The sequence below is a fragment of the Pseudomonas sp. CNPSo 3701 genome, from assembly GCF_028674975.1.
GTDB lineage: Bacteria > Pseudomonadota > Gammaproteobacteria > Pseudomonadales > Pseudomonadaceae > Aquipseudomonas > Aquipseudomonas straminea.
In genome coordinates this window covers 839,608-862,199 of the sequence record NZ_JAQZSI010000004.1, presented here as the reverse complement: position 1 = coordinate 862,199, position 22,592 = coordinate 839,608, and the positions used below count along the sequence as shown (strand labels likewise).

Here is a 22,592-nt window from a genome sequence, read left to right as displayed (position 1 = left end):
ACTCACCAGAGGCCTGCCTTCAACCGGTCCGGAGACCAACATGCAAGTCCCACCCCAATCCATGGAAGAATTCGGCTCACGCAAGGACGGCGCGGTCATGGTGTTGCTGGTCGATGACCAAGCGATGATCGGGGAGGCGGTTCGTCGTGAGCTGCTGGGCGAGGAGGGCATCGATTTCCACTATTGCTCCGACCCGACTCAGGCCATCGCCGTGGCCGAGCAGCTGCGCCCGACGGTGATTCTGCAGGATCTGGTGATGCCCGGTGTCGACGGCATTACCCTGCTCGGCGAATACCGTGCGCGCCCGGCGTTGCGCGATGTGCCGATCATCGTGCTGTCGACCAAGGACGATGCCACGGTAAAGAGCTCGGCATTCGCCGCCGGCGCCAACGATTACCTGGTCAAGCTGCCTGATACCATCGAGATGGTGGCTCGTATTCGCTATCACTCGCGCTCTTACATGGCCCTTCTGCAGCGCGACGAAGCCTACCGCGCATTGCGTGAAAGCCAGCAGCAACTGCTGGAAACCAACCTGGTGCTGCAGCGGCTGATGAACTCCGACGGCCTGACCGGGCTGTCCAATCGTCGCCATTTCGATGAGTACCTGGAGATGGAATGGCGCCGTGCGACCCGCGAGCAGACTGCGCTGTCGCTGCTGATGATCGACGTCGACTTCTTCAAGAGCTTCAATGATCATTTCGGTCATGTGGCCGGTGACGATGCCCTGCGCCGTGTAGCAGCCGCGCTACGCGGTAGCTGTAGCCGCTCTACCGATCTGGCTGCACGCTACGGCGGCGAGGAGTTCGCCATGGTGTTGCCCGGCACTTCAGCTGGCGGTGCGCGACTTCTGGCCGAAAAGGTACGCCGCGCGGTGACCGACCTCGGCATCCCCCACCACAAACCAGAGCCGGACTCGGTGCTGACCGCCAGCATCGGCGTCGCCACCCTGGTGCCGCGGGTCGGTCAGACGTCGCTGCAACTGGTCAACCTTGCCGACCAGGGCTTATACATGGCCAAGCAGGCTGGCCGCGATCAGGTCGGTCTGGTCAACGACACCAGCGCATTGTCCTGAGTCACTGCGGCTCGTCCGCCGGCGCTTCGCCGTGCAGCATGACGCGGCCGCGGCCGGTCTGCTTGGCGCGGTACAGGGCCTGATCGGCCATCTCCATCACCTTTTCGAGATCCGCATCGTGCTGTGGCCAGAGCGCGCCGCCGATGCTGCAGCCGATCAGCAATTGCTGGCTTTCCCAATGTATCGGCGCCGCCAGGGCCTGGAGCGTGCGCTCGGCGATCTGCCGGGCCTGGTTGGCGGCGTCATCGGCAGCCACCTGCAGGATCATCAGAAACTCGTCGCCGCCCAGGCGCACCACCAAGTCGCCGCCGCGCAGGCAGCCACGCATCCGTGAGGCCGCCTCGCGTAGCACCTGATCCCCTGCGCCGTGCCCATAGCGGTCGTTGACCGGCTTGAAACCGTCGAGATCCAGATAGAGCACCGCCAGGCCGTCCTGGGCGCTCTGATTACGTTGCTGCGCCCGGGGTAGAAAGCGCGCCAGCGCGGCGCGATTTGGCAGGCCGGTCAGCGGATCATGGTGGGCACGGTTTTCCAGCGCATCGAGTTCGGCGTGCTGATGGGTGAGGCTTTCCACCAGGTGGCGGATGGAATGGCTGAGCCGGGCGATCTCGCGAGGACTACCGATTTCCGGGATCACGGTGATTTCGCCACTGGCCAGGCGGTCGGCAGCGCGGGCAATGGTGCGCAGCGGGCGGGTCACGTAGCTGGCCAGCAGCCAGCCGCAGGCGGCGAACAGCAGGGCCAGCACCACGCTCCAGGCGAGAATGATCAGGTGCATGGCCCGTACCGGCGCATCGGCCAGCTCAAGATCCTGACGGGCCACCACCATCCAGCCCAGGCCCGGATAGTCGAGGTAGCCCTGGCTGGCTGTCAGGCCGGTGAGGTATTGCTTGCCGTCGGGCCATTGCTGAACGGCCCAGTCGCTCTGCCGGGCCGACAGGTTCTGCATCATCGGCAGATGCAGTTTCTGTCCGACCAGCTCGCGGGGACCAAGCAGGATGGTGCGATCGCGGCCGATCACGAAGAATTCCACCTGGCGGGTTTCCTCGATGGGCTTGAGGATCGCCTCGCGTACCTCGTCGGCCCAAGACCATGACAGATGCGAGGCCAGCACACCGACCAGGTGGCCAGCGTCATCGCGCACCGGCAGGCTGATGTCGACGAACTTCATCGCCTCGCCGGTAGGGTTGGGCAGCAGCTTGGCCAGCAGCACTGCCTCGTGCACGTCGCCGATGAACAGTTCCTTGCTGCCTTCGAGAAATACCGGCCGCTGGGCGATGCTGGCGCCTTCAAGAATGCCGTCGCTGGAAGCCCGTACCTTGCCCTGGGCATCGGTGAAACCGATCCAGGCGATGCTCGGGAACTTGCCCTGCAGCTCGTCGAGCAGGCGGCGTACTTCGCGGCTGTCGCCCGCGTGGCGCAGGGCGCTGAGGCTGCCGATCACCTGTAGCATGCTGGCGCGGCTCTGCATGTCGCGATCCAGGCGATCGACCATGGTGTAGGAGACTTCGGCCAGGTCGCGGCCGATTTCTGCGCGGATGCGCTGGCTGGAATCCCGGCTGATCAGGCCGCCGAGCAGCAGGCTAAGCAGGCAGACCAGTGCCACGGTGAGTAGGGCATAGTGGCTACGCAGGCTTTGGGTGCGGAGCATTGGGGCTGGAGATCCTTGGCTCGATGGCGGGCTGCCCGTCGAGTATAGAAGGGCCGTTAGTGCGCAGGTGGCCGATCACCGCCTGGCGTGCTGCCAGAATAGCCTGAGTCGGGTATACTCCGCGGCTTTTCCGAAGTTTTACCTGCGAGTGCCGCCAGCCATGGAAATCAACCCGATCCTGAACAGCATCAAGGACCTGTCCGAGCGCACCCAGACTATTCGGGGGTATCTTTGACTACGATCACAAGCATGATCGTCTCGTCGAAGTAAACCGCGAACTCGAAGACCCGAACGTCTGGAACAAGCCCGAATATGCCCAGAGCCTGGGCCGTGAGCGCTCCACCCTGGCGCAGATCGTCGAAACCATCGACGACCTGACCGGCAGCCTGGCCGACTCTCGCGACCTGCTGGACATGGCTGTAGAAGAGAACGATCAGGGCGCCGTCGACGACGTCGCCGCTGAAATCGAGCGCCTGCGCGAAATTCTCGAGAAGCTCGAATTCCGCCGCATGTTCAGCCACGAGATGGACCCCAACAATTGCTACCTGGATATCCAGGCCGGTTCCGGTGGTACCGAGGCCCAGGACTGGGCCAACATCCTGCTGCGCATGTACTTGCGCTGGGCCGACAAGCGCGGCTTCAATGCCGAGATCGTCGAGCTGTCCGAGGGGGAGGTCGCCGGTATCAAGGGCGCCACCGTGCACATCAAGGGCGAGTACGCCTTCGGCTGGTTGCGTACCGAGATCGGCGTGCACCGTCTGGTACGCAAGAGCCCGTTCGACTCCGGCGCCCGTCGCCACACCTCGTTTTCGGCGGTGTTCGTCTCGCCCGAGATCGACGACAAGGTGGAGATCGAAATCAACCCGGCCGACCTGCGCATCGACACCTACCGCTCCTCCGGCGCTGGTGGTCAGCACGTCAACACCACTGACTCGGCGGTACGTATCACCCACGTGCCGACCAACACCGTGGTGGCCTGTCAGAACGAACGTTCCCAGCACGCCAACAAGGATACCGCCATGAAGATGCTGCGGGCCAAGTTGTACGAGCTGGAGATGCAGAAACGCAACGCCGCCTCCCAGGCGCTGGAAGACAGCAAGTCGGATATCGGCTGGGGCCACCAGATCCGCTCCTATGTGCTCGACGATTCGCGCATCAAGGATCTGCGTACCGGCGTCGAGCGTAGCGATTGCCAGAAGGTGCTCGACGGCGACCTCGACGGTTACCTCGAAGCCAGCCTCAAACAGGGTCTTTAAGCCCGCACCCCATGCCGGGGCCGCTGCCCGTGAGCGGCGGCGCCCTGCGGATTCCCCATCGATTAGTGATTAGACGCCAGGCAGACAGACGACCATGAGCGACCAACAGCCCGACCAGCACGAACTGCAACAGGAAGAAAACAAGCTGATTGCCCAGCGCAAGGAAAAGCTTGCTGCCATCCGTGAGCAGGGCAGTGCCTTCCCGAACGACTTCCGCCGCGACAACCTCTGCGCCGACCTGCAGAAACAGTACGTGGACAAGACCAAGGAAGAGCTGGAAGCGGCTGGCATTCCAGTCAAGGTCGCCGGGCGCATCATGCTCAACCGTGGCGCGTTCATGGTCATCCAGGACATGAGCGGGCGTATCCAGGTCTACGTCAACCGCAAGACCCTGCCCGAAGAAACCCTGGCTCAGGTAAAGACCTGGGACATGGGGGACATCATCGCCGCCGAAGGCACCCTGGCCCGTTCCGGCAAGGGCGACCTGTACGTCGAGATGACCAGCGTGCGCCTGCTGACCAAGTCGCTGCGCCCGCTGCCGGACAAGCACCACGGCCTGACCGATACCGAGCAGCGCTACCGCCAGCGCTACGTCGACCTGATCGTCAACGAAGAAGTACGCGACACCTTCCGCGTACGCTCCCAGGTCATCGCCCACATCCGTCGTTTCCTGGCCGAGCGCAACTTCCTGGAAGTGGAAACGCCGATGCTGCAGACCATTCCCGGGGGAGCCGCGGCCAAGCCGTTCGAAACTCACCACAATGCCCTGGACATGGCCATGTTCCTGCGCATTGCGCCGGAGCTGTACCTCAAGCGTCTGGTGGTTGGTGGCTTCGAAAAGGTCTTTGAGATCAACCGCAACTTCCGTAACGAAGGCGTTTCGACCCGGCACAACCCCGAGTTCACCATGCTCGAGTTCTACCAGGCCTACGCCGACTACGAAGACAACATGGACCTGACCGAGGAGCTGTTCCGCGAGCTGGCCCAGACCATTCTCGGTAGCACCGACGTGCCCTACGGCGACAAGGTGTTCCACTTCGGCGAGCCGTTCGTGCGCCTTTCAGTATTCGACTCGATCCTCAAGTACAACCCGGAAATCACTGCCGCTGACTTGCAGGATCTGGACAAGGCTCGCGCCATCGCCAAGAAAGCCGGCGCCAAGGTGCTCGGCTTCGAAGGCCTGGGCAAGCTGCAGGTGATGATTTTCGAGGAGCTGGTCGAGCACAAGCTGGAGCAGCCGCACTTCATCACCCGTTACCCGTTCGAAGTTTCGCCGCTGGCCCGTCGCAGCGACGACGATCCGAGCGTCACCGATCGCTTCGAGCTGTTCATCGGTGGCCGCGAGATCGCCAATGCCTACTCCGAGCTCAACGACGCTGAAGACCAGGCCGCGCGCTTCATGCAGCAGGTGGCCGACAAGGACGCTGGTGACGACGAAGCCATGCACTTCGACGCGGACTTCGTACGCGCCCTTGAGTACGGCATGCCGCCGACTGCGGGCGAGGGCATCGGCATCGACCGTCTGGTGATGTTGCTGACCAATTCGCCGTCGATTCGTGACGTGATCCTGTTCCCGCATATGCGTCCGGAACTCTAAGCGTTCAACGAGCCGCCTCAGGGCGGCTTTTTATTGCCCGCGATTCTGCGCCTATCCTTGAGATAGCGCGCTTGACGCAGTGCGCAGCAGGGTTGGACTATCAGGCCGTTGCCGGCCACACGCCTGTCTCAAGGAGAGCATGATGAAAGCCTGTCGCGCATTGGTGGTGCTGTCGTTGCTGCTCTTGAGCGGCTGCCTGGTGACCTTCAGGGAGCCGATTCCGGCCAACGAGGCGGCGCCGATTCCGCTGCTCGGCGTGTGGTCGCGGGTGGACGAGTGGGGCGAGCTGCGTTACCTGGACATTACCCGTGCCGGCTCCAACCTGTACAAGGCCGACACCTACGTCGACAACCCGGATAACGTGCCCAGCGTGCAGAGCTACAGTTTCACCGTGGCCCACCACGGGCGGCGCTGGTACCTGTCTGCGGGCCTGCCCAAGCGCATGGGCGCCAACTACGCCATCGGCGGCTTCGAACTGACACAGACCGGCGAGCTGGTGCTTTTCAATCTGGATGTTGAGCGTATTCGCCAGGCCATCGCCACGGGCGAGCTGGCCGGCAACGACGTACAGATGCCCCAGGGCCAGGGCGTGCTGGTCACCAGCAAACTGGACAAGGTATTCGCCTACCTGAACGATCCTGCCAACTCCGACCTGTTCGTCGAAGTGGCGCGCTACCAGCGCAGCGTGCCCTGACACTTTCAAAGCAAAGAGGATTGCCATGAACAGCCACCTAGCACTCGACGGCTACCAACTGGCGGTGCGCGCGCTGTCCGACCGCATTGTCGAGGCGCAGACGCCAATCCGCGTGCTCGATGCGGTGAAATGGGACGATTCCGTTCGCCAGACCTTTCTCAAGCACAAGGGCCGCGAGCTGCCGGCCATCGACCGTAGCTACTACGACAGCCGTCCGCTGCCCTTTGACCCGGCCGCCAAGAAGCTGGAATTCCAGAACATCGAGCGCGACATCACCCGCCAGCTCGGTCAGTTCAACCCGGTCGGGCAGATCATGCGCCGCATGTGCCGCGAGTACCGCATGGTGATTCGCATGCTGGAAGCGCGCGGCACCTCGGATTTCGGGCTGATTTCCCAGGAGCTGTACGGCGCTGCGTCCGACGCCTTCCACGCCGGTGACCCGACCCTGGCGGATCTGGGGCTGATGTTTTCCGACTACCTGAACAACATCGACAGCCGCGGTGACCTCAAGGATGAGCCCAAGACCCTGGGCGCCAAGGAAGCCGTGGCCCTGCTGCAGAGCCGCCTGAACCTGGTATTCGGCGAAAGCGAGAACACTATCCGCGTGTTCGAGTCCGACGGCATTCTGGCCGACGCCGCGGCCGGCGCCGACTACATCAAGATCCGCACTGACGCCATGTTCAACGAGCGTGACGTCAAGGCACTGGAAGTACACGAAGGGCTGGTGCACGTGGCGACCACGCTGAATGGCCAGAACCAGCCGATCTGCACCTTTCTGGCCAAGGGGCCACCCTCGTCGACTGTCACCCAGGAAGGCCTGGCGATTCTCATGGAAGTGATCGCCTTCGCCTCCTACCCCAGCCGCCTACGCAAGCTGACTAACCGTACCCGCGCCATTCACATGGCCGAGCAGGGCGCCGACTTCGTGCAGGTCTGCGATTTCTACCGCGAGCAGGGTTTCAGCCTGGAAGACAGCTACAGCAACGCCAGCCGTGCCTTCCGCGGCTCGGCGCCGGACGGTCTGCCCTTTACCAAGGACCTTTCTTATCTGAAGGGTTTCATCATGATCTACAACTATATCCAGCTCGCGGTGCGCAAAGGAAAGCTGGAACAGATCCCTTTATTGTTCTGTGGCAAGACCACGCTCGAAGATATGCGTACGCTACGCCAGCTGGTCGATGAAGGCCTGGTGAGCCCACCCAAGTACCTACCGCAGCAGTTTCGCGACCTCAACTCGCTGTCGGCCTGGATGTGCTTTTCCAACTTCCTCAATCACCTGAGTCTGGATCGGATCGAAGCCGACTACGCCAATATCCTCTGAGCACCGGCTCGGGTCGGTGGCGATGCGGCGCGGCAGATCCCCACTTTTCCGAGCTGCCTGACCGGGCAGCCTGCACCGAGATGATGCCGGTATGACAGCGCCCAACCCCATTCCTCTGATTCTCACTGCCATCGGCAGCGTCGCCGGCACCGTGGCGGTGCTCGGTTATTACGGCTACCTGCATTTCTCCAAGCCTGAAGACGCCTTGCTGCTGGCCGAATTCACCATGCTCAAGACCATTCCCGGCGAGGATTACCGGGTCAGCCTGAAGCCCGCCGACCAGGTGGCGCAGTGCATCGATGGCGTGCTGGTACTGTTCGATCTACAGCAGAAGGGCCTCAGCGGCGTACTGGTGGATGACGCCAAGCGCGCGGTGCGCTGCAACCCCTGAAACGACAAACCCCGCCTGAGCGGGGTTTGTCATTCAAGGAAGTCTGCAGCCTTGCGGAGCAGACTCCCTCAGGCACGCCAGAACCTTAGTTGCTCATGCTCGAGCGTGGGGCGACCGGCTTGTTGTCGTTGGAAATAGTCACTTCCACACGACGATTCATGGCGCGGCCGGCCGAGTCGCTGTTGCTGGCAACCGGGTATTCCTTGCCATAACCCTGAGCGACGATGCGCTCTGGGCCGACACCCTGGCTGATCAGCGCGGCGCGAACGGAGTTGGCGCGGCGCTCGGACAGGCTCTGGTTGTACTGAGCCGAACCGGTGCTGTCGGTGTAGCCTTCGACGATCACCTTGCGATCCGGGTTTTCCTGCAGGAACTGGGCGAGCTTGGTGATGTTGTGCATGCCGCCCGGCTTGAGCTCGGAGCGATCCAGATCGAACAGTACGTCACCAAAGGTCACCAGGGTGCCGCGCTCGGTCTGCTTGGCGTTCAGGCTGTCCTGCAGCTGCTTGATCTGCGCATCGCGGGCTTCCAGACGCGCCTGGGCACGTTGGGCGCCGGTCTGCTCCAGGTTCTGCTCGGTGGTGCGCAGAGCGATGGTCTGTTCGGCAAGCTCGATGCGCTTGTTGGCCAGGTAGGACAGCTGGTCTACACGCTTCTCGTCTTCTTTCTCGCGGTACGCCTTCTCTGCACGCTCCAGGGCTTCGCCGGCGTCCTTGGTTTCCAGAGCGGCTACTTTGACCGACTCCGGGTTGGTCTGCAGGCTGGAGTAGCTGCTGCGCGCCTGCTCCAGGTTGACGTTGGGCTTGGAGGCGCAAGCAGCCAGGCCGACGCTCAGGGCCAGCAGGGCAGGAATCATCACTTGATTACGCATGGTCGTTCATCCTTCTATGAATTGGCGAAAGCGGTAGCGGGGCGTTATTACTGCTGACCCTGAGGGCGCATCTGCTCGGCGCCACGCATGCCTTCCTGACGCAGCTCTTCGATACCCTGCTGAGCATCCTTGAGCGCCTTGTCCGCCTTGGCAGCCTGGGTCTTACGGGTCGCTACGCGGGCGTCCCACTCGGCCTGCTCAGCCAGCCGCTTGGCTTCTTCGTAGTTCTTTTCGACCATTTCCAGCTCGGCCTGCTTGAGCTTGTCCTGAGCGGATTTGGTTTCTACTGCGGCGAACTCGGTGCCGCCGGAGCTGACGGCTTCATTGACGGCGGACTTGGTCACGGCCATCTGCTCGCTGGGCGGGTTGCCCGCGCAGCCAGCCAGCAGCAGGCTGCTGCCAATGGCCAGCGCAGCGACCTTCCAGCTGGCCAGTTGGGTACGAGCATTTGGGGCAGTTTTAGTGGTCATGGTGTGCAACTCCATTGGTAAATAACTGGCAAAACAGTCGGTTCCACGATGGTTACCTGCCGGGCGGAGCTCAGGAGCGTAGGGCTGCTGAGTAAGTTTTTCTCCGGCGACCAGTGGTCGCATCGGCATAGTTGTGTGAGTTGGCCGCCTAGCGAAACGTTCAGCAAAAAACTGCAGAGTGCCACCAGAGAGTTGCCATTCAGAGCTGCGCAGGCCCCGTGGGTGCTGGCCTGCACGCATCTGACCAAGTGATCAGGTTGGCGAGGGCGGTTGCCCCGCGTCGAGCTCCTGGCGGTAGTGGCGGGCCAGTTCGAGAAAGCGCGGCGTTGGCCCAATGTCTTCATAGACCGGATTGCCTTCCTCGTCGGTGGCCACCACCTGGCTGCCCTGCACGTAGGGCATGCTGGCTTCCAGGTCTTCCAGCGCGGCGCTCAGCAGTTCGGCGAGCAATTCTTCGGGGCGACGTTTGGGGTACATGTGGTGCAGCGCCGCCAGGCGGGCGGCGGCCTCCACGTCCAGGTGCACTTGGTAAGGCGCGCTGGTCAACTGGCCGGTGGCGTTCTGTTCCCATTGCTGGACGAGCTGGCGAATCTTCATAGAGACCTCGGGGCAGGGTTGTTTCCTACAGACCCGAGTGCTCCGGTGGCGTTCCGGTTGCAGCTCGTTGCGCGGGCCGGATGCGGCTTTGCTCATGGCCTGGCTTGTCAGGCGCCTCGCAGCTGGGCAATCTGAGGGCTCACGCAGAGGCGATGGGAGACTGGTATGACGCAAATCGATGCACGTCTACGCGAGGATGTTCACCAACTCGGTGAGCTGCTCGGCACCACCATCCGCGATCAGCACGGCGAAGCGTTTCTCGACAAGATCGAGCGCATTCGCAAGGGCGCCAAGGCCGCGCGCCAGGGCTCGGCTGACGGCGCACGGCAGCTCAGCGAAACTCTCGACGGGCTGCATGATGACGAGCTGTTGCCGGTGGCCCGCGCCTTCAACCAGTTTCTCAACCTGGCCAATATCGCCGAGCAGTACCACCGCGTGCGCCGCCGTGGCACTGGCGAAGCGCAACCCTTCGAAAACCGCGTGTTCGACGAGTTGCTGCAGCGCCTACGGGCCAACGGTCATGAGCCCGCAGCCCTGGCCCGACAGGTCGCCGAGCTGGATATCGAGCTGGTGCTTACCGCACATCCCACCGAGGTGTCGCGGCGCACGCTGATTCAGAAGTACGACGCCATATCCGCGCAGCTCGCCGAGCAGGATCACAGCGACCTGTCGGGCGCCGAACGCGAGGCCATCGCCAGCCGCCTGCAACGGCTGATCGCCGAAGCCTGGCACACCGAAGAGATTCGCCGCGTGCGGCCAACCCCGGTGGACGAGGCCAAGTGGGGTTTCGCGGTGATCGAAAATTCCCTGTGGTACGCGCTGCCGACCGTGATGCGCAAGGCCGACCAGGCGCTGCAGCGGGAAACCGGGCAACGCCTGCCGCTGGACGCCGCTCCGATTCGCTTCGCCTCGTGGATGGGCGGTGATCGTGACGGCAACCCCAATGTCACTGCCAAGATTACCCGCGAGGTGCTGCTGCTGGCGCGCTGGATGGCCGCCGACCTGTACCTGCGCGACATCGACAACCTGGCCGCCGAGCTGTCCATGCAGCGCGCCAACGACGAGCTGCGCGCCCGCGCAGGTGACAGTGCCGAGCCCTATCGTGCCGTACTCAAGCAACTGCGCGAGCGGCTGCGTGCCACCCGAACCTGGGCCCACGAATCCCTGGCCGGGTCGGTCAATCCGCCAGCGCAGGTGCTGCACGATAACGCCGAGCTGCGCGAGCCCTTGCTGCTCTGCTATCGCTCCCTGCATGACTGCGGCATGGGGGTGATCGCCGATGGCCCGCTGCTGGATTTCCTGCGTCGCGTCGGTACCTTCGGGCTGTTCCTGGTGCGCCTCGACGTGCGCCAGGACGCCACCCGTCATGCATCTGCCATGGCCGAGATCACCGAGTACCTGGGCCTGGGCCGCTATGACAGCTGGGACGAAGAACAGCGGCTGGCATTCCTGCAGGATGAACTGAGCGGTCGCCGGCCCTTGCTGCCGGCCGATTTCAAGCCCAGCGCCGACACGGCCGAAGTGCTCGCTACCTGTCGCGAAGTGGCGGCTGCGCCGGCGGCCTCGCTGGGCTCCTATGTAATCTCCATGGCGGGCGCTGCCTCGGACGTGCTCGCGGTGCAGCTGCTGCTCAAGGAAGCCGGGCTGCGCCGCCCGATGCGCGTGGCGCCGCTGTTCGAAACCCTGGCGGACCTGGACAACGCTGCTGTGGCCATCGAGCGATTGCTCGGCCTGCCGGACTATCGCGCCGGCCTGCAGGGCCCGCAGGAAGTGATGATCGGCTATTCGGATTCCGCCAAGGACGCCGGCACCACTGCAGCCGCCTGGGCGCAGTACCGCGCCCAGGAAAGCCTGGTGCGCATCTGCCGCGAGCATGAGGTCGAGCTGCTGCTGTTCCATGGTCGCGGCGGCACCGTGGGGCGCGGCGGCGGCCCGGCCCACGAGGCGATCCTGTCGCAGCCGCCGGGTTCGGTTAATGGGCGCTTCCGCACTACCGAGCAGGGCGAGATGATCCGCTTCAAGTTCGGCATGCCGGATATCGCCGAGCAGAACCTCAACCTCTACCTGGCCGCTGTGCTGGAAGCCACCTTGCTGCCGCCACCGGTGCCGCATAAGAGTTGGCGCGCGCAGATGGACAAGCTGGCCGCCGATGGCGTGGCCACCTACCGCGGCGTGGTGCGCGAGCATCCGCAATTCGTCGAGTACTTCCGCCAGGCCACGCCCGAGCAGGAGCTTGGCCGTCTGCCCTTGGGCAGCCGGCCAGCGAAGCGTCGCGAGGGTGGGGTGGAAAGCCTGCGCGCCATCCCGTGGATTTTCGCCTGGACCCAGACCCGCCTGATGCTGCCCGCTTGGCTCGGCTGGGAGGCCGCTTTGCGCAATGCGCTGGAGCGTGGCGAGGGCGAGTTGCTGCGCGAAATGCGCGAACACTGGCCGTTCTTCCGCACGCGCATCGACATGCTGGAGATGGTGCTGGCCAAGGCCGACGAGTCGATCGCCCGGCTGTATGACGAGCGCCTGGTGACGCCTGAACTGCAACCTTTGGGTGCGCATTTACGCGACCTATTGTCGCAGGCCAGCGAGGTGGTGCTGGGGCTGACCGGCCAATCGCAGCTCTTGGTACACAGTCCCGAAACCCTGGAGTTCATTACCGTGCGCAACACTTATCTCGACCCGCTGCACCTGCTGCAGGCCGAGCTGCTGGCCCGATCACGGCAGCGTGAACAGGAGCCCGGAAGCGCTCTGGAACAGGCGTTGCTGGTCAGTGTGGCGGGTATCGCGGCAGGGCTGCGCAACACAGGTTGAGGCGCTATCGAGCGCGCTGCATTGATGAATGATCGTGCTGGCAAAAGCTTTGATTCAGGGATGAATTGCCAGATATAGATCAGGGTGCGGCGCGCTTTCGACTTTGGTGGGATGGCGCGGCCATCACCGCTGCGCTCAAGCTGTACCAGCGTAACGGCAAGTCGACACGAACTGCGACTTTTCAACGGCTTGTGCGGCATTGGAGCGCTGTGTATCTTGATCGACCTTCTGACAGTTCGGCACCTGGCCGGGCTGCCGAAATCCAGTTGCGATTGGCCCCGCAAGGCGAGTCCACAATACCAAGAACTTGAGGAGCACATCGATGCGCGTGATTCTGTTGGGGGCGCCCGGTGCCGGCAAAGGTACTCAGGCAGGTTTCATCACCAAGAAATTCTCCATTCCGCAAATCTCCACCGGCGACATGCTGCGTGCTGCGGTCAAGGCCGGCACCGAGCTGGGCCTGGCAGCCAAGAGTGTGATGGACGCCGGCGGCCTGGTTTCCGATGAGCTGATCATCAACCTGGTCAAGGAACGCATCGCTCAGCCTGACTGTGCCAATGGCTTCCTGTTCGACGGCTTCCCGCGCACCATTCCGCAGGCTCAGGCCCTGAAAGATGCTGGCGTGCAGATCGACCACGTGGTGGAAATCGCCGTCGACGACGAAGAAATCGTCGGTCGCATCGCCGGTCGCCGCGTGCACCCGGGTTCGGGCCGCGTTTACCACACCGAGCACAACCCGCCGAAGGTGGCTGGTAAGGACGATGAAACCGGTGAAGACCTGATCCAGCGTGATGACGACAAGGAAGCCACCGTGCGTCATCGCCTGTCGGTCTACCACTCGCAGACCAAGCCGCTGGTGGACTTCTACCAGAAGCTGTCGGCCGCCGAAGGCACGCCGAAGTACAGCGCCATCGAAGGCGTCGGCTCGGTCGAGCAGATCACCGCCAAGGTGCTGGCAGCGCTGAGCTGACCTGACCCACTTCAACAACGGCCCGCTTGCGGGCCGTTGTCGTTTCTGGGCATGCCAGAGCGATCACGGGCCCAAGTCGGGTCGCTGTCAGGCAGCCACGGTCGCTGCCGTTTCGTTACTATCGGGCTTCTCCATCGCCATCTGGCATGTTCCGAATTCCAGCCGGCGCGCCGCTGCGCGGGCTGGTTTGATCGACCGTCACGAAGAACTTCGAGAAAGGCGGCTACAACCCACCCTCCATCAGAGTGCATTCCATGACCCAGAACAGAAGATTCGCCTGCTTGCCCATCGCCCTGGTATCGGCACTGACTGCATCCGTCGCCTTGGCCGACGGCGCCCCCGAGAAGAAGGGCGACTGCTCGGTTGACCAGTTCACCATGGCGCTGCGCTACCAGCAGCAATCTGCGGAAGTTCGTGCCTTGCAGATGCAGGCTTACAACATCGCCACCGAGAAGCTCGACGCCGCTGTGGCCAAGGCCAAGGATCCTTCCAAGCTGGCCATCGTCACCGATGTGGATGAAACGGTGATCGACAACTCTGCGTTGCTGGCGCGCGACCTCGCCAACTGCCACAGCTATGACGGCTGGGATACCTGGCTGCCGTGGGAGCGTGATGGTGATCCGGTGCTGATCCCCGGTGCGAAGAAATTTCTCGAGCACGCCGACAAGCTGGGCGTGACCATTCGCTACGTGTCCGACCGCTCCGAGGAGCAAAAGGACTACACCCTCAAGGCGCTCAAGAAACTCGAGCTACCTCAGGTCAGCACCGACAGCGTATTGCTGCTTGGCCCACCCAAGGTCGAGCGCCGCGAGCTGGTCGCCAAGGACTACCGCATCGTGATGCTGCTCGGCGACACCCTGCATGATTTCGATGCGCGCTTCCGCAAAAAACCGGTGGCCGAGCAGCGCGCCACTGCCGATGCCGAGTCGGCCAAGTGGGGCACCGAGTGGATCGTGTTCCCGAATGCCGGCTATGGCACCTGGTCGAAAGAGCCCCTCAAGGCCTGGGACGCCAAGCCCGTTATCGAGAAGTGGTAACCCCCGCCCTGGATCGTTGATCCTGATCGCCGGCGCCCCCAGGGCGCCGGTTGTTTATCTAGTGGCCGCCTGGCCACTGCGTAGCGCCAGTTGGCCCGCCGTGCTGGAAAAAAACGCCCCAAACCGTTTTAATGCCCGCCCGCTCAGCTACCTCTACAGATCGCTATGACCACTCTGCTGGCCCTCGATACCGCCACCGAAGCCTGCTCCGTCGCCTTGCTGCATGACGGCCGCGTGATGAGCCACTACGAGGTGATTCCGCGCCTGCACGCGCAGAAGCTGCTGCCGATGATCAAGACGCTGCTGGCCGAGCAGGGCGTCGCACTGTCGGCGCTGGATGCCATCGCTTTCGGTCGTGGTCCGGGCGCCTTCACCGGCGTGCGTATCGCCATCGGCGTGGTCCAGGGACTGGCCTTCGCGCTGGATCGCCCGGTGCTGCCGGTTTCCAATCTGGCCGTGCTGGCGCAGCGCGCACAGCGTGAGCATGGCGCCAGCCAGGTCGCTGCCGCCATCGATGCGCGGATGGATGAGGTGTACTGGGGCTGCTACCGGGCCGAGGCGGGCGAGATGCGTCTGGTCGGGCGCGAAGCCGTACTGGCTCCAGAGCGCGCGTTGCTGCCGGACGACGCCCACGGCGAGTGGTTTGGCGCCGGCACCGGTTGGGGCACCTTCGCCGAGCGCATCGGTGGCCAGGTCGCTGCCTGCGACGGGGCGATGCTGCCCCATGCCGAAGATCTGCTGAGCCTGGCCCGTTTCGCCTGGGCCCGCGGCGAGGCGGTGGTGGCCGATCAGGCCCAGCCGATCTACCTGCGCGATCAGGTCGCGACGCCAAAGATGCCGCCACCGGCGGGCTTTTGATCACCGAGCGACGAAAGGGTCGTCCTTTTGTCGTCAACTTACCGACATTAATTGCCAAGGGCGGACGACGCGGCTAAATTGCCGTTACTTCCGCACGCCTTCCTGCCGAGCCTTCATTGATGCGTATCGACGGTAACATCGCGCCCTATTCACCGGATCGTGGCCCCCGCTCGGGGACTGCGGTTACGCCCTATCGTGAGGCGAACCGGGAAACGGAAGTAAAGCGTGAGCAGCCGGCCCCTACCGCAGCCACCCAGGGCTTCGAACAGACTCCGCAGATTCGTCGTGTGCAACAGAGCAATGCCAGCACCGACAACTACCCCGTGCGCGCGTTGGACACCACCTACCAGCCGGCCATGAGCAACCGCGCCGCCCAGGCCATCGCCAGCTACAGCAGCACCGCCGCGTTCGCCCGCGATCAGGATGCCCAGCAGATTCTGGGCCTCGACCTCTACGCCTGATCGATTGGCGGTCGCTGAGCTGTCTGGCTCAGGCACAATAGCCGTTTTGGCTGTCTAGCGATTCGCGATGCTTCCCTATTTTCTTGGTTGTCCTTCCTGGAACGAGCCCGCCTGGCGCGGCAGCTTCTATCCGCCCGACCTGAACATGAGCGACAGCGTGGAACACTACTGCCGCGTGTTCAACGCGGTGGAGGGCAATACCACCTTCTATGCACGGCCTGACGCGGAAAAGCTCGAGCGCTGGGTGGCGCGCATGCCGGCGCATTTCCGTTTCTGCGCCAAGGTACACAAGGACATCAGCCACGAAGGCGATCTGCGCGACCAGTTGGGCAGCACCCAGGCATTTCTCGATCTGCTCGCACCGCTGGGCGAGCGCATCACACCGCTATGGTTGCAGCTGCCGGCGCAGTTCGGCCCTTCACGGCTGGGGGAGCTGGCGGTGTGGCTGGACGAATTCGCCAACCGGCGGATCGCCGTAGAAGTGCGCCATTCGGCGTTCTTCGACAAGGGCGACGAGGAGCGGGTACTCAACCGGCTGCTCCACGAGCGTGGCGTCGAGCGTATCTGCCTGGATTCCCGGGCGCTGTTCAGTTGCACGTCCCGCGACCCGGCGGTGCTGCATGCTCAGGCCAAGAAACCGCGTCTGCCGATTCGCCCGGCGGCGTTCACGGACAGCCCCCAGGTGCGCTTCATCGGCGGGCCGGACCTGGACGCCAACCAGCCGTTTCTCGAGCCCTGGCTGGACAAGATCGCCGCCTGGATCGAACAGGGCCTGACGCCCCATGTATTCTTGCACACCCCGGACAACCACCTGGCCGCGGCTCAGGCGCTGCGTTTTCACGCGCTGTTGAGCGAGCGGTTACCGGACCTTCCGCCATTGCCGCCGTACACCGACAACGAGCCGCGGGCGGAGCAGTTGGGGTTGCTTTAAGACAGAAGCGGATATCGGGTGCTGCTTTTTTTTGTAGGAGGGGCTTTAGCCCCAAGCTCTTTACGCCCTCATAAAGCTCGGGGCTAAAGCCCCTCCTACAATTTACACGAACGGCCGCTCCAGCCACCTTTCTGCACGTCAGTCGCAGCCGCAGGATGGGTGCAACCCATCGAGCGTTGATGGGGTTCACCTACGCAGCCCGACCGATCCTACGTTGGCAATGTTTTAGGAGTTCGTGACAGTGGGAGCGGGCCATGCCCGCGAAAAACCGAGTACACGCTGCGCTCCCACCGTTGACAGCAATCAAGCCAGGCGCAGGTGGTTATCCCAGAAGCCCGCTGGCAGCTCCAGCGCCTGCATGGCGATGCGTTCGCTGCGGCAGTCGTAAAGGCGGCAGCGGCCGATACCGGCGCTGACCACGAAGCCGTTCTCCACCGCGCCGACGCCGGCGCAGTCGGGGAGGGCTGCGTCCAGGCGCACGGCGCCACTGTCCAGATCCCAGATGAACAGGCGGTTGCCGCGCGGGGCGGTCATCGCCAGCAGGCGCAGCTCGCTGTGCACGGCGACGCTGGCGGTGTACTGGCTCATCATCTGGCGCTGCGCGTCTGCCATGGGGAAGTGCTGGAACGGCTGGCCCGGGCGCTTGATCGCCACCAGGGGCACGGCGTCCATCGGATCGCCCATGTACTGCTGGCCGCTGACCACGGTGCCATCGCTGGCCACGGCCAGGTGGCGCACGCTGTTCATCGGCTCGGGCAGCTGTTCCTTGCTATGCAGCGTGCCGTCGCGGCCCATCAGCACAAGGCTGGCTTCCATGGCGTCGAGGTTCATCTCCACCCGGCTTTCCGCCTCGGTGCGAATACCGCCGTTGGCCACTACCATGGTTTCGCCGTCGGGCATCCACAGCAGCTGGTGTGGCCCCAGGCCGTGGCTGGAAAGCTCGTCGCGGTGCACCAGCGTTTCGCCTTCCAGGCGATAGGCGCCAATCACGCCACGGCCGGGATCGCGGGTGTCGTTCTCGGTGGCGTACAGCCATTCGCCATTCTTGTGGAACACCGCGTGGCCGTAGAAATGCCGACCCTTCTCGCTGCGCAGGGTGTGCAGCAGGCGGCCGTCGCGGGTGTCGATCAGATAGCTCTCGGTGCTCGGGCGGCGCCCGACGAACAGCGCCATCGGTAGGCTGGGGTGGGGCACTACGTCGTGGCAGCGCTCGGTCACCTGGGTGACGAAGGCGCGCTCGCCGTCGAGGCGATAGCCGACCGCGTAATGCTTGCCGCCTTCATCGTTGCGTGCCGATAGCAGCAGTGGCTGGTGACCGGTGTGGGTCAGCTTCCAGCCACCAACGGCGCCGGCAGCCAGCAGGGTGGCACTCAGGCCGAGAAACGCCCGGCGTTTCATGCTCATGGTTCAGTCTCCGTCATGGGCGTTGAAGCCCAGCTGGATGCCCAGCGCTCGCGCCAGTTCGCCTTCGTGCAGGCGGTGCAGCACGTTGAGGCTGTCGTAGAAGGCGTTGAGGCTCTGGCGGCCGGCATCGTCGGCGAGTAGCTCGCCGAGCGGGCGCTGCAGGCCGGCCAGTTGCTTGCGACTTTCCGCGTAGGCAGCGTCGATGCGTTTCTTGAGATCGTCCTGATCGCTGCCCAGCAAGGCCTGCAGGCCATCGTTCTTGGCGCCGTGCCAGAGCTGCTCGGCGCCGCTCAGTGTGGCGCTCAGGTTGCTCAGGCTGGCCTGGCTGCGCCACGCTTCGGCCTGGTAGGGCTGTGGAACGCCTTTGCTCTGACGGCCCAGCGGGGCACCGAGTTTCTTCTTCAGGCCGTCGATGGCGCTGACCTGGGTGCGCAGCATATCGGAGATCGCTTCACCCGCTTCGGCGTAGCGCTCGTTGGGGAAAGTGCGAAATAGCGCCAGGGCACCATTGTCGCCTTGCCACTGCTCCAGCACGCTGGTGGCCAGCGCCTGCTGATGCTCGCCGACGGCCACCAGCAGCGGGCAGTAGCGGGTTTTCTGCTCGGCGTTCTGGAGATCGATCTCGGGATCGAACATCAGGTATTCGTAAGCGGTGAGCCCCTGGACGACCACGCTGGCCTTTTCCAGATCGGCTGTGCCGAGCTGTGGCTTGGCCTTGACCAGTGCTTCGACCTGGCGCGCCACGAGATTTTTCTTGTCCGGCCAGAACTGTACCTGCCAGGCGCGGTTGCCCTCGGCCAGCGGACCGACCGCCAGAGGCTGCAGGCTGGCCCACGCGCTTTGCGCGGTAAGGAATGCCTGACGCGCCCGGCCGAGGTCTTCCTGGCCTGCGCAGAAGGCCTTGGCGCTGCTGGCCAGGGCCACGTCGGCTTCTTTCCAGGTGGCGTGGGCCGGCAGCAAAACGCCTTCGGCCAACGCCGAACTGATGGTGGCCTGTGGGTCGGCCGGGGAACACGCAGCCAGGGTCAGGCCCAGCAGGGCGAGGGTCAGCGGAGAACGGATCATGCGCGGCTCCTTACAGTGAGTTCAGAAACGCCAGAAGCGCGGCGCGCTCCTCGCTGGAAAATTGCAGCACCTGCTGCTTGGCCGCTTCGGCTTCGCCGCCGTGCCAGGCGATGGCTTCGAGCAGATTGCGGGCACGACCGTCGTGCAGGAACTGGGTGTGGCCGCTGACCGTTTCGGTCAGGCCGATGCCCCACAGCGGCGCGGTGCGCCATTGGCGACCGTTGGCGCGAAATTCGTCGCGGCCATCGGCCAGGCCGTCGCCCATGTCGTGCAGCAGCAGGTCGGTGTAGGGGTAGATGGTCTGGCCCGCCAGCTCCGGTTCGGCAGCATCGGCGGCGGTGACGAAGCTGGGCGTATGGCAGCCCTGGCAGCCGGCGCTATGAAAAAGGGTCTTGCCGGCCAGCACCTGGGCATCGCCGACCTTGCGCCGCGCCGGTACAGCGAGGTTGCGGGTGTAGAACAGCACCATGCTCATGATGTTATCGCTGACCTCAGGCTCGCCGCCGTGGGGCGCCTGGCGGCAGGCGGTCTGCGCCTCGGTGCAGCCGTCGGTGGGCAAGAGAGTGCTGGTCAGGCCCATGTCCTGCAGGAAGGCGTGGGCGTTCTGCTGGTTGAGCGTCGGCTGCCCGGCCTTCCAGCCGAAGCGGCCCAGCACCGTTTCCTGGCGGGCATCGTCCCACACCCGGTTTGGCACGCCCCTTATGCCGTCACCATCGCGGTCTTCCGGATCAGCGTTGGCCATGATCGCTTCTTCGGGAATCGCTTCGAGCAGCCCCAGGCCGATCATCGGCGGGGCGACGCGCGCCGAGAACAGCGTATCCGGATGCATCGGCCCGTAGCCGAGCTGGCTGATGTTCAACTGCGGTTTGCGCAGCTCGATGCTGTGCCCGTCAGCGAAGCGCACCTGTTCGGTGCTGTACTCGACGCGCACCTTGCCTTCCGGAGCGACGCCGGGATTGGCCATGTCCTGCAGCTGGCCGCCGTAGGTAGGCTCGGGCACCACGCCAAGGCGCTCGAGTGCGGCGCGATCGGCATCGCCGGCCGGAATCGACAGGCGCACCAGCATCGACACGGCGTTGACGCTGCCCGGCTCCGGCGGATGACCGCGGCCATCACGCACGTGGCAGTTCTGGCAGGCGTTGGTGTTGAACAGCGGGCCGAGGCCGTCACGGGCGGTGGTGGTTGACGGCGCGATCACCCAGGGGTTTCGGAAGAAGCTGTTGCCCACACTGAAATCCAGGCGGCGCTCGGGCGCCAGATTGGCAGAGGGCAGGGAGAAGGCCACGCGGTCGCTACGCGAGACGGTGGCGGCGCCGCCGGATAGCGCTTCGCCGGGTTCGGCGCTGGTGAAGGTGGGCGACTGATCGCAGGCGCTCAGGCCGAGAGCCAAACACAGCAATGGCAGCAGGCGACCGGGTGACGCGGGCATGGATGGATCCGCAGAGCTGAAATCGAGGGCGGCAATCTTAGCAGTCCGCGCCGCTTTAAATAAGATGGATTTGCGTTTAATCGCTGGCGCATCAGGCCGCTATAGGCGACGTGCGCCATGAGCATTCGTGCAAGTAACGCCTGCGGTCATGGGCCAAATAAAAAAGCCGGTGTGAACGCTCGCACCGGCTTTTCGTTACGCAGTCTGCGCGTCGATCAGAACTCGTGATCGGCGGTGTCCGGGTTCAGGTCGTTGATGCCCAGTTTGGCGGCGGCCTGTTCGATGGCACCGGTCTGCTTGACCAGGGCGGCGATGGCGTCGCGCACCAGTTGCTGGCCTTCGGCGTTGTCGGCTGCGATCAGCTGGTCGAAGTGCACGTTGTTCTTCTCGGCACTGTCGACCAGCGCCTGCAGCTTGGCTTCGGTGGCTTGCAGGTCGGCCTTCACGGTGCTGTCGGTGGCGGCGTCAGCCTTGGCGACCAGCTCGGACAGACTCGGGCCGGTCATGGTGCTGCCGTCGACCTTCTTGTACTCGCCCAGGTAGACGTTACGAATGCCTTTGCCGTTGTAGAAATGCGAGTTGTGGGTGTTGTCGCTGAAGCAGTCGTGCTCGTCTTCGGTGGAGTTGGCTTCCAGGGCGACCTTCATGCGCTCACCAGCCAGCTCGCCGAGGGACAGGCTACCCATGCCGAACAGCATCTTGCGCAGGCCGTTCTCGGCGGATTCGCCTTCCAGGGTGGCGCGGTAGTTGTCGGCCACGCCGGCTTTCCACTGACCAGCCATTTCGTCTAGATCGGCGACCAGCAGATCGGTGGCAGCTTTCAGATAGGCGCGGCGACGCTCGTTGTGGCCGCCGGTGGCGCCGTTACCCACTACATAGTCGGTAGCCGGACGCTCGCCAGCGCCTGGGCCGGTGCCGTGCAGGTCCTGGCCCCAGAGCAGGAATTCGATGGCGTGGTAGCCGGTGGCGACGTTGGCTTCGGAACCGCCCAGCTCGTTGAGGCTGGCCAGCAGATCCGGAGTGATTTCGGTTACGTCGATCTTGTCTTCGCCGACCTGAATCTCGGTATGGGCGATGATGTTGGCGCTGGCCGCCGGGTTGCCCAAGGCGTGCTGGTAGTCGGAATCGACGTAGTCGATCAGGCCTTCGTCAAGGGGCCATGCGTTAACCTGGCCTTCCCAGTCGTCGACGAGGGTGTTGCCGAAGCGGAACACTTCGCTCTGCATATAAGGTACACGAGCGGCCAGCCAGGCTTGGCGGGCGGCCTTCAGGGTTTCATCGTTGGGGTTGGCGAGCAGGGCATCGACGGCGCTCTGCAGTTTCTTGGCAGTGCTGGCGGCGTCGTCGAACACGGCCGAGGCGATGTCGGCGTAATGTTTGACCACGGTCTTTGCAGCGGCTTCGTCGAAGGCGCCGGCTGCTGCAGGTGCGCTGCTGGTCGCTTGCGCAGCCGGGGCAGCGGCTTGGTTGGCAGGCGCCTTGTCTTCGCCGCACCCCGCCAGGGCGATAGCGATGGTCAGCAGGCTGGCAGAGGCCAGGGGCATACGAATCATGACGAAATCCTTTGCGTGTTAATGGGGGAGCGCGTGGAGGCTCCACGCGAGCTGTAACATAATGCGAAAGATTTGCATTTTAAGCAAAGGGTCGATGTGCCAGCACCCAATCGCGAGGTTTGCGCCATTGGGTGGGAGAGGGGAGTCTACAGACCGTTAAAA

General features: G+C 64.0%; 20 protein-coding genes. 12 read left to right on the top strand and 8 right to left on the bottom strand.

What is annotated here, in order from left to right; all coding sequences use genetic code 11:
* Positions 1–40 precede the first annotated feature (40 nt).
* A complete protein-coding gene (locus tag PVA39_RS16335; RefSeq protein ID WP_093506147.1) occupies positions 41–1,072 on the top strand; it encodes a diguanylate cyclase in 1,032 nt (343 codons plus the stop codon).
* 1 nt (position 1,073) lies between these two features.
* Here PVA39_RS16335 and PVA39_RS16330 read toward each other — a convergent pair whose 3' ends face one another.
* A complete protein-coding gene (locus tag PVA39_RS16330) occupies positions 1,074–2,723 on the bottom strand; it encodes a sensor domain-containing diguanylate cyclase (RefSeq protein ID WP_274124932.1) in 1,650 nt (549 codons plus the stop codon).
* A 160-nt stretch (positions 2,724–2,883) separates the two neighbouring features.
* On the opposite strand from PVA39_RS16330, the gene prfB reads away from it, so the two are divergent.
* The 5 genes from prfB to PVA39_RS16305 all read left to right on the top strand — a co-directional run bounded on the left by prfB (position 2,884) and on the right by PVA39_RS16305 (position 7,982).
* Positions 2,884–3,979, top strand: a protein-coding gene (gene prfB / locus PVA39_RS16325; RefSeq protein ID WP_143103616.1) for a peptide chain release factor 2 whose coding sequence is annotated in 2 segments (ribosomal slippage) — positions 2,884–2,955 and positions 2,957–3,979 — 1,095 coding nt in all. Because the reading frame shifts where the segments join, the coding sequence is not laid out codon by codon here.
* A 94-nt stretch (positions 3,980–4,073) separates the two neighbouring features.
* Positions 4,074–5,576: a lysine--tRNA ligase gene (lysS, locus tag PVA39_RS16320; protein WP_274124931.1), complete on the top strand. Its 1,503-nt coding sequence runs from the start codon at positions 4,074–4,076 to the stop codon at positions 5,574–5,576.
* A gap of 142 nt (positions 5,577–5,718) precedes the next feature.
* Positions 5,719–6,270 carry a hypothetical protein gene (locus PVA39_RS16315; RefSeq protein ID WP_093506141.1) on the top strand — a complete coding sequence of 184 codons (552 nt, stop codon included), beginning with the start codon at positions 5,719–5,721 and terminating at the stop codon, positions 6,268–6,270.
* Between the two features lie 25 nt (positions 6,271–6,295).
* Positions 6,296–7,591, top strand: coding sequence for a flavohemoglobin expression-modulating QEGLA motif protein (locus PVA39_RS16310; protein WP_093506139.1), 1,296 nt, complete (start codon positions 6,296–6,298; stop codon positions 7,589–7,591).
* 91 nt (positions 7,592–7,682) lie between these two features.
* On the top strand, positions 7,683–7,982 hold the full coding sequence (locus tag PVA39_RS16305; RefSeq protein ID WP_274124930.1) for a hypothetical protein: 300 nt from the start codon (positions 7,683–7,685) through the stop codon (positions 7,980–7,982).
* An 85-nt stretch (positions 7,983–8,067) separates the two neighbouring features.
* Here PVA39_RS16305 and PVA39_RS16300 read toward each other — a convergent pair whose 3' ends face one another.
* The 3 genes from PVA39_RS16300 to PVA39_RS16290 form a co-directional block, all read right to left on the bottom strand.
* Positions 8,068–8,853, bottom strand: coding sequence for an OmpA family protein (locus PVA39_RS16300; RefSeq protein ID WP_093506135.1), 786 nt, complete (start codon positions 8,851–8,853; stop codon positions 8,068–8,070).
* Positions 8,854–8,900: 47 nt separating this feature from the next.
* Positions 8,901–9,338 (bottom strand): DUF4398 domain-containing protein, encoded by a 438-nt coding sequence (locus tag PVA39_RS16295; RefSeq protein ID WP_093506133.1) that lies wholly within the window; start codon positions 9,336–9,338, stop codon positions 8,901–8,903.
* Between the two features lie 237 nt (positions 9,339–9,575).
* Positions 9,576–9,920: a pilin assembly protein gene (locus PVA39_RS16290; RefSeq protein ID WP_093506130.1), complete on the bottom strand. Its 345-nt coding sequence runs from the start codon at positions 9,918–9,920 to the stop codon at positions 9,576–9,578.
* Between the two features lie 165 nt (positions 9,921–10,085).
* Between PVA39_RS16290 and ppc the strand changes: the two genes are divergently transcribed.
* The 6 genes from ppc to PVA39_RS16260 all read left to right on the top strand — a co-directional run bounded on the left by ppc (position 10,086) and on the right by PVA39_RS16260 (position 16,979).
* Positions 10,086–12,722: a phosphoenolpyruvate carboxylase gene (ppc, locus tag PVA39_RS16285; protein WP_274124929.1), complete on the top strand. Its 2,637-nt coding sequence runs from the start codon at positions 10,086–10,088 to the stop codon at positions 12,720–12,722.
* Between the two features lie 322 nt (positions 12,723–13,044).
* Positions 13,045–13,692 carry an adenylate kinase gene (gene adk / locus PVA39_RS16280; RefSeq protein ID WP_013790274.1) on the top strand — a complete coding sequence of 216 codons (648 nt, stop codon included), beginning with the start codon at positions 13,045–13,047 and terminating at the stop codon, positions 13,690–13,692.
* Between the two features lie 254 nt (positions 13,693–13,946).
* Positions 13,947–14,729: a 5'-nucleotidase, lipoprotein e(P4) family gene (locus PVA39_RS16275; RefSeq protein ID WP_274124928.1), complete on the top strand. Its 783-nt coding sequence runs from the start codon at positions 13,947–13,949 to the stop codon at positions 14,727–14,729.
* Between the two features lie 165 nt (positions 14,730–14,894).
* Positions 14,895–15,587 (top strand): tRNA (adenosine(37)-N6)-threonylcarbamoyltransferase complex dimerization subunit type 1 TsaB, encoded by a 693-nt coding sequence (gene tsaB, locus PVA39_RS16270; protein WP_274124927.1) that lies wholly within the window; start codon positions 14,895–14,897, stop codon positions 15,585–15,587.
* Positions 15,588–15,706: 119 nt separating this feature from the next.
* Positions 15,707–16,048, top strand: a complete 342-nt coding sequence (locus tag PVA39_RS16265) for a hypothetical protein (protein WP_093506122.1) — start codon at positions 15,707–15,709, stop codon at positions 16,046–16,048.
* A 67-nt stretch (positions 16,049–16,115) separates the two neighbouring features.
* Positions 16,116–16,979 carry a DUF72 domain-containing protein gene (locus PVA39_RS16260; RefSeq protein ID WP_274124926.1) on the top strand — a complete coding sequence of 288 codons (864 nt, stop codon included), beginning with the start codon at positions 16,116–16,118 and terminating at the stop codon, positions 16,977–16,979.
* A gap of 303 nt (positions 16,980–17,282) precedes the next feature.
* On the opposite strand, the gene PVA39_RS16255 is transcribed toward PVA39_RS16260, so the two are convergent.
* From PVA39_RS16255 to PVA39_RS16240, 4 genes are all read right to left on the bottom strand, one after another.
* A complete protein-coding gene (locus tag PVA39_RS16255; protein WP_274125000.1) occupies positions 17,283–18,377 on the bottom strand; it encodes a DUF1513 domain-containing protein in 1,095 nt (364 codons plus the stop codon).
* Between the two features lie 9 nt (positions 18,378–18,386).
* Positions 18,387–19,448 carry an imelysin family protein gene (locus tag PVA39_RS16250; protein ID WP_274124925.1) on the bottom strand — a complete coding sequence of 354 codons (1,062 nt, stop codon included), beginning with the start codon at positions 19,446–19,448 and terminating at the stop codon, positions 18,387–18,389.
* Positions 19,449–19,458: 10 nt separating this feature from the next.
* On the bottom strand, positions 19,459–20,877 hold the full coding sequence (locus PVA39_RS16245) for a di-heme oxidoreductase family protein (RefSeq protein WP_274124924.1): 1,419 nt from the start codon (positions 20,875–20,877) through the stop codon (positions 19,459–19,461).
* A gap of 215 nt (positions 20,878–21,092) precedes the next feature.
* Positions 21,093–22,430, bottom strand: coding sequence for an imelysin family protein (locus PVA39_RS16240; RefSeq protein ID WP_274124923.1), 1,338 nt, complete (start codon positions 22,428–22,430; stop codon positions 21,093–21,095).
* Between the last annotated feature and the right edge of the window lie 162 nt (positions 22,431–22,592).

Bases quoted from the DNA above. Each gene is read 5' to 3' on its own strand.
- PVA39_RS16335 (WP_093506147.1), top strand. From the start codon at position 41: ATGCAAGTCCCACCCCAATCCATGGAAGAATTCGGCTCACGCAAGGAC.
- PVA39_RS16330 (WP_274124932.1), bottom strand. From the start codon at position 2,723: ATGCTCCGCACCCAAAGCCTGCGTAGCCACTATGCCCTACTCACCGTG.
- lysS (WP_274124931.1), top strand. From the start codon at position 4,074: ATGAGCGACCAACAGCCCGACCAGCACGAACTGCAACAGGAAGAAAAC.
- PVA39_RS16315 (WP_093506141.1), top strand. From the start codon at position 5,719: ATGAAAGCCTGTCGCGCATTGGTGGTGCTGTCGTTGCTGCTCTTGAGC.
- PVA39_RS16310 (WP_093506139.1), top strand. From the start codon at position 6,296: ATGAACAGCCACCTAGCACTCGACGGCTACCAACTGGCGGTGCGCGCG.
- PVA39_RS16305 (WP_274124930.1), top strand. From the start codon at position 7,683: ATGACAGCGCCCAACCCCATTCCTCTGATTCTCACTGCCATCGGCAGC.
- PVA39_RS16300 (WP_093506135.1), bottom strand. From the start codon at position 8,853: ATGCGTAATCAAGTGATGATTCCTGCCCTGCTGGCCCTGAGCGTCGGC.
- PVA39_RS16295 (WP_093506133.1), bottom strand. From the start codon at position 9,338: ATGGAGTTGCACACCATGACCACTAAAACTGCCCCAAATGCTCGTACC.
- PVA39_RS16290 (WP_093506130.1), bottom strand. From the start codon at position 9,920: ATGAAGATTCGCCAGCTCGTCCAGCAATGGGAACAGAACGCCACCGGC.
- ppc (WP_274124929.1), top strand. From the start codon at position 10,086: ATGACGCAAATCGATGCACGTCTACGCGAGGATGTTCACCAACTCGGT.
- adk (WP_013790274.1), top strand. From the start codon at position 13,045: ATGCGCGTGATTCTGTTGGGGGCGCCCGGTGCCGGCAAAGGTACTCAG.
- PVA39_RS16275 (WP_274124928.1), top strand. From the start codon at position 13,947: ATGACCCAGAACAGAAGATTCGCCTGCTTGCCCATCGCCCTGGTATCG.
- tsaB (WP_274124927.1), top strand. From the start codon at position 14,895: ATGACCACTCTGCTGGCCCTCGATACCGCCACCGAAGCCTGCTCCGTC.
- PVA39_RS16265 (WP_093506122.1), top strand. From the start codon at position 15,707: ATGCGTATCGACGGTAACATCGCGCCCTATTCACCGGATCGTGGCCCC.
- PVA39_RS16260 (WP_274124926.1), top strand. From the start codon at position 16,116: ATGCTTCCCTATTTTCTTGGTTGTCCTTCCTGGAACGAGCCCGCCTGG.
- PVA39_RS16255 (WP_274125000.1), bottom strand. From the start codon at position 18,377: ATGAAACGCCGGGCGTTTCTCGGCCTGAGTGCCACCCTGCTGGCTGCC.
- PVA39_RS16250 (WP_274124925.1), bottom strand. From the start codon at position 19,448: ATGATCCGTTCTCCGCTGACCCTCGCCCTGCTGGGCCTGACCCTGGCT.
- PVA39_RS16245 (WP_274124924.1), bottom strand. From the start codon at position 20,877: ATGCCCGCGTCACCCGGTCGCCTGCTGCCATTGCTGTGTTTGGCTCTC.
- PVA39_RS16240 (WP_274124923.1), bottom strand. From the start codon at position 22,430: ATGATTCGTATGCCCCTGGCCTCTGCCAGCCTGCTGACCATCGCTATC.